The sequence below is a fragment of the Pseudomonadota bacterium genome (assembly GCA_022361155.1).
GTDB lineage: Bacteria > Myxococcota_A > Polyangia > Polyangiales > JAKSBK01 > JAKSBK01.
This window is the reverse complement of record JAKSBK010000509.1, coordinates 1-5,418: the sequence shown is the minus strand read 5'-3', so window position 1 is coordinate 5,418 and position 5,418 is coordinate 1. Positions and strand designations below refer to the sequence as shown.

Sequence of the window (5,418 nt, the reverse complement as noted above, 5' to 3'; positions counted from 1 at the left end):
TTCGCAGTCCCACGCAGCGCTGCACGTTCAGCGCTTGGGTTCGTGTACCTTTCCCGCGCCGTTGTGCGGCTCTCCCACACCAGCGGCCCGTAGAGACGCCAAAGAGCCCGACCGGTGACCGTGGGCTCCAGCTGCTGGCCGCACCCGCCGCACCGCCCGCGGATATCCCCAAGCCTCAACGCGGGTCAGGTCGCCGGCGACCGGGCCGCAAACCAGGCGACGGGAGTGGGTTTTGGAACGGGCACGAGCCAGGATTTGGATCGGGCAGCGGCATCCCGGCCTATTCACGCCGGACGCGTGCCATGTCGATCTCGCGGCGTATTCCCTGAACCGTGACTGCCGCAGAGTCGGGGTTGACGCCGTCCGGCAGCGTGAATACCACCTCAAGCGTGCTCCCTTCCGAGTCCGCGCTCACCGTGATCGGAAGGAGCCCGGTCGAACGACCCTGCAGCCGGACCTGCGCGTAGTTGGACGGGTCGAGCCGCGCATCGCCATCGGTCAGCTTGCCAGGCACCATGAACCAGAAGCCTTCATGGCTGCGGGCACCCAGGTAGCCGAGCATCGAGCGGCCCTGTGGCCTTGTCCGCTTTGGGGCAAGTCCCGACCACATCGTGTAGCGGAACGTTGCCTCGTACAGCTTTCCGTACTGCCAGTCGCTTATCCAGTGCTCGTAGCAGGGGGTCATCAATTCGTGCCACTCGCCCACGTTCATCAGCTGGTTGGTGCTGAAGCGATAGCCTTGAACGCCGATTGAGCCGTCTTCGTAGGGAAAATCCCAGACGAGCGGGTGGGCTTGACCCCCGCACCCGATATGCCGACTGCCGTGGTGGTGAGCAACGACGTGCGCGGTCAAATCGAGCCGACCATCGATCGCGTTAGGAAACGTCACGGTGTCGCCAGCAGCGGCACCGGCAGCGTAGGTCACGGTGTAGTTCGTATAGGCAATGCCCAGCGTGCGGCAGGGGTCGTTGCGCAGCTGCGGGCGTCCGATCGTGCCTTCAGCGCGCTGCAGGCGGGTCTCCATTCGGTTCACCACGAGGTGGTAGAACACGCCAGGCCGCGCCCCGTCGGCGGTACAGACTTCCCGCAGCTTGGCCCAAAAAGGCGCGGCATCGCTGGCCCCTGCGCCACCCGGTACGTGCACGGGCTGGCGCAAATCGATCATCACCTTCTGCACGGGGTCCGCCGAATGGCTGAGCTCGATGCTATTCGGAAGCTGCGCTTCTTTGGCGGCTTATGGCGGGACCGAGCCCGAGTCCGAACTGCGATACGAAGGCCGAAGTCGAGGTCCGATTCGGAGTCCGAGGTCCCGATATTCGGAGGCGGAGGTCGGGCTGGGTCGCGCTCGCACATCGACATCGGGTTAGGCGCGGCAGTGGGCCCCGCGTCGCGGCCCGACCTGAGGAATCGCTAAAATCGTCGTCATTTCAAGTACTTGTATCGCAGCAACGGGTTGGACCGTGGCAAGAGTGCGCCACCAGGCCAGCCTTGGGCTGGTCCCGCACAACCTGAACCACTATCATGCCCTGCCCTCGCGGGGCTTGCCGCTCGACTTCGGCAAGAGGCTCGGGATCGTTGCAGCATTTCGGCGACCCGGCACCCAGAGCGAGGCTCCTAGGACGCAGGGATGGCCAACATCAAGGATATCAGCCGGCAACGACCTAGCTCGATGCCTTACCAGAAGTACGCAGCGTACCCGTACGCGCCGTCACTGAAGGACCGCACGTGGCCTGACGTGACGATTCGATCCGCGCCGCTCTGGTGTTCCGTCGATCTGCGCGATGGTAACCAGGCGCTCATCAATCCGATGGACATAGCTCGCAAGCGTTGCATGTTCGAGTCGCTGGTCGCGATGGGATTCAAGGAGATCGAGGTCGGGTTCCCTTCGGCATCCAAGCCCGACTTTGATTTCTGCCGGATGCTGATCGAGCGTGATCTGGTTCCCGATGACGTCTGGATTCAGGTCTTGACCCAAGCCCGGCCGGAACTGATCGAGCGGACTTACGAAGCGATCGAAGGAGCCAACAAGGCCATCGTCCACCTCTACAATCCGACGTCCACGCTGCAGCGGCGCGTCGTCTATGGGCTTGACACAAGCGGCATCGTAGAGCTGGCACTGCGCGGCACGCGTCTGTGCCGCAGCCTGCGCGAGCGCAGCGGGCGCTGCGAGCAGATTCGTTTCGAGTATTCACCCGAATCGTTCACCGGAACCGAGATCGACTTTGCTGTCGAAATCTGCGATCGAGTCAGGGAGGTCTGGGGAGCGACCAAGAGCGATCCGATCATCCTGAACCTTCCGGCGACGGTCGAGATGTCGACACCCAACCTCTACGCCGATCTCATCGAGTACTTCCACCGCAACATCCCGGAGCGCGAGGCCGTGGTGCTATCGCTGCACCCCCACAACGATCGGGGATGTGCCGTTGCGGCCGCCGAGCTCGGGGTCATGGCCGGAGCGGATCGCGTGGAAGGCACCTTGTTCGGGAACGGCGAACGCACCGGCAACGTCGACGTTGTCACGCTCGCACTCAACCTTTTCAGTCAGGGGGTCGATCCCGAGCTGGAGATCCATCGTATCGACGAGCTGCGGCGCATCGCCGAGTACGCCAATCAGCTGCCGGTGCACCCGCGGCACCCCTACGTGGGCGACTTCGTCTACACTGCCTTTTCGGGCAGCCATCAAGACGCCATCAAGAAGGGGCTCGAAGCGCTGCCGAAGGCCTACGAGAGCTGGCAGGTGCCTTACCTCCCCATCGATCCCGCCCACGTGGGTCGTACCTACCGCGATGTGATCAGAGTCAATAGCCAGTCAGGCAAGGGTGGGGTCGCCTATGTCATGAAGAACAAGTACGGGCTCGATCTACCTCGGCGGCTTCAGATCGAGTTCAGCCGGGTAGTGCAGACCATTTCGGACGAGGGCGGCGAGGTCAAGCCGGAGCTGATCAAGAGCACCTTCGACGAGACGTACTTGAACCATGGCCTGACCTTGAGTTACGTGGGCCATCAGAGCAGCTTCGATTCCCGCTCCGCCGAGCAGACCGAGATGGCGGTGACCGTGCGGCTTCGCGGCCGCGAGCAGACCGTCGCCGGGACCGGCAACGGACCGGTATCGGCCTTCAAGCACGCCCTGGAGCAGCATTGCGGCGTCAGCGTAACCGTGGTCGACTACCAGGAGCATGCGATGGGCCCGGGGGCCGATGCGGCAGCCGTGGCCTACATCGAGATCGAGACCCCGAACCGAGAAGTGTGGTGGGGCGTGGGAATCGACGACAACATCGTGACGGCGAGCCTGAGGGCCCTCGTATCCGCGGTCAATCGTGCCGGCGATCGCGCGTTCGTTGCCCCGCGTCCCGAGGCGCTGGCTCGGCCGCCGGAGGGCGCCGAGGCAGCCTGCTGACTGGAGGCCCCGCTTGAGGGCGCTGCCTGCTCCCGACAACGCCGCGCCCGGCAACGCCGCCTGCGCTTGACAACGCGCCAGTGCATGGCAGCATGGCCGCCATGCTGCTTCAGCGCGCAGGGTTGATTGTGGTTATCGGCGCTATAATTACCAGCGGCGGACTGCGGTCCGGGCTGGTCGAACGCTGAAGCGCTCGCACTTGCTCGAACGGGCCGTGGAATCCGCGGCCTTGTTGTTGAGCGCGGCGACGGTCGTTGAGCACGGCCGAACGTTGGGCGGCGACGAGACTGGCTTGCGGAGGCTGCGGTCTTGACACAGGATCGCACATGACAAACCGACATTCTCCCTTACCAACGCACGCCCGTTACGTGTCCGTCATGGATACGACCTTGCGGGATGGCGAGCAAACGCCCCAGGTCGCCTACACACCCCAAGAAAAGCTACAGATCGCGCGTCAGCTGCTCGAGCTAGTCGGGGTTGACTGGATCGAAGTCGCATCCAGTAGGGTCTCCGAGGGCGAGCAAGACGCGACGCGCGCCATCGTCGACTGGGCGCGCGACGCCGGCATGCTGCAGCGCGTGGCCGTGCTTGGGTTTTGCGACGGCCGGCTTTCGGCAAGGTGGGCGGCCAAAGCCGGCGTGCAGATCGTCAACCTGCTGGCCAAAGGCGCGGAGAAGCATTGCCGCAAGCAGCTCCGCTGCCGGCCGGAGGAACACTTCGCGCGCATGGTCGAGACGGTGGCCGCCGTGCGCGAGCAGGGTCTCGAGATCGGCGGCGTCTATCTCGAAGACTGGTCACGCGGTGTGGTCGACTCGCCGAGCTATGTAGACACGCTGCTCGGCCGACTGTCTGAAGCCGGCGTCCTTCGGGTATTCCTCGCGGATACCTTGGGTTGCCTACAGCCCGAACAGGTCCGCCAGCATATCGCCGCCACGCTCCACAAGTTCGACAACCTCTACGTCGAGTTCCACGGCCACAACGACTATGGGCTCGCGACGGCAAACTGCCTGGCGGCGGTTCAGGCGGGAGCTCGAGGTGTGCACGTGACAGTCAATGGCCTGGGCGAGCGGGCGGGCAACGCCCGCCTGGCCGAAGTCGTGGTCGCCCTGCGCGACCACCTGAGCGTGCAAACGAGCGTCGACGAGGGTCGGCTGATCGATGTCTCGACACTGGTGCAGTCCTTCAGCGGCAAGCCGATCGCAGACAACAGTCCCATCCTCGGTCGCGACGTGTTCACGCAGACTGCCGGCGTGCATGCCGACGGGGACGAGAAGGCCGGACTGTACGAGAGCGAGCTGCGTCCCGAAAGGTTCGCGCGCACGCGAGACTACGCGCTCGGCAAGCTCGCAGGCAAGGCTTCGCTCAACCAGAACCTGCTACAACTCGGCATCCAGCTCGACGAAGAGCAGAAGCGGCGCCTTCTGCAACGAATCGTCGAGCTCGGCGACCGCAAGAAGCCGGTGCACCGGGAAGACCTGCCCTTTCTGGTCAGCGATCTGCTCGAACAGCCGAATCGGCCTTGGGTCTACCTGGCCGACTACGAGGTGCGCGTGGGAAAGTCGTACGATGCCCGAGCCCGAGTCGAGGTCGTGATAGGGGACCAGCGGCTGCAGGCCGAGCACAGCGGCAACGGCGGCTACGACGCGCTGATGCGGGCGGTCGAGAGCGCGGCGTCCCAAGTGGGCCTCGAGTTGCCGAAGCTCGAGGACTTCCGCGTGCGGATTCCGCCAGGCGGCACCACTTCGGCACTGGTCGAGACCACTATTCGCTGGCGGGACACGAGGGACGGTCTGGGCGCGTTCACCACGGTTGGGGTCGATTGTGACCAGATCGGCGCGGCCGTCAGCGCCACCGACAAGATGCTTCAGCTCATCGCACAGCGCGACTAGGGTGCCCGAACGTATGGCAGAGCCGGCACATGGGTCCAGCCGCGCCCGCACAACAGGACGCCGGATTGGTCTATTCCTGCTGACGGTTCTCTTCGCTGTCGTGGTGGCCTTCGGCTTGCTCGAGGTCTCGCT

The 5,418-nt window shown here is 64.5% G+C and carries 3 protein-coding genes; 2 read left to right on the top strand and 1 reads right to left on the bottom strand.

The window, feature by feature from the left end:
• Positions 1–280: 280 nt before the first annotated feature.
• Positions 281–1,165, bottom strand: coding sequence for a hypothetical protein (locus MJD61_19030; protein MCG8557357.1), 885 nt, complete (start codon positions 1,163–1,165; stop codon positions 281–283).
• A gap of 462 nt (positions 1,166–1,627) precedes the next feature.
• Between MJD61_19030 and leuA the strand changes: the two genes are divergently transcribed.
• On the top strand, positions 1,628–3,397 hold the full coding sequence (gene leuA / locus MJD61_19025; GenBank protein MCG8557356.1) for a 2-isopropylmalate synthase: 1,770 nt from the start codon (positions 1,628–1,630) through the stop codon (positions 3,395–3,397).
• Positions 3,398–3,723: 326 nt separating this feature from the next.
• On the top strand, positions 3,724–5,286 hold the full coding sequence (locus MJD61_19020; protein ID MCG8557355.1) for a 2-isopropylmalate synthase: 1,563 nt from the start codon (positions 3,724–3,726) through the stop codon (positions 5,284–5,286).
• Positions 5,287–5,418 lie beyond the last annotated feature (132 nt).

What these genes read in the sequence shown, in the direction of transcription:
- leuA (MCG8557356.1), top strand. Translation starts at nt 1,628, where the DNA reads ATGGCCAACATCAAGGATATCAGCCGGCAACGACCTAGCTCGATGCCT.
- MJD61_19020 (MCG8557355.1), top strand. Translation starts at nt 3,724, where the DNA reads ATGACAAACCGACATTCTCCCTTACCAACGCACGCCCGTTACGTGTCC.
- MJD61_19030 (MCG8557357.1), bottom strand. Translation starts at nt 1,165, where the DNA reads ATGATCGATTTGCGCCAGCCCGTGCACGTACCGGGTGGCGCAGGGGCC.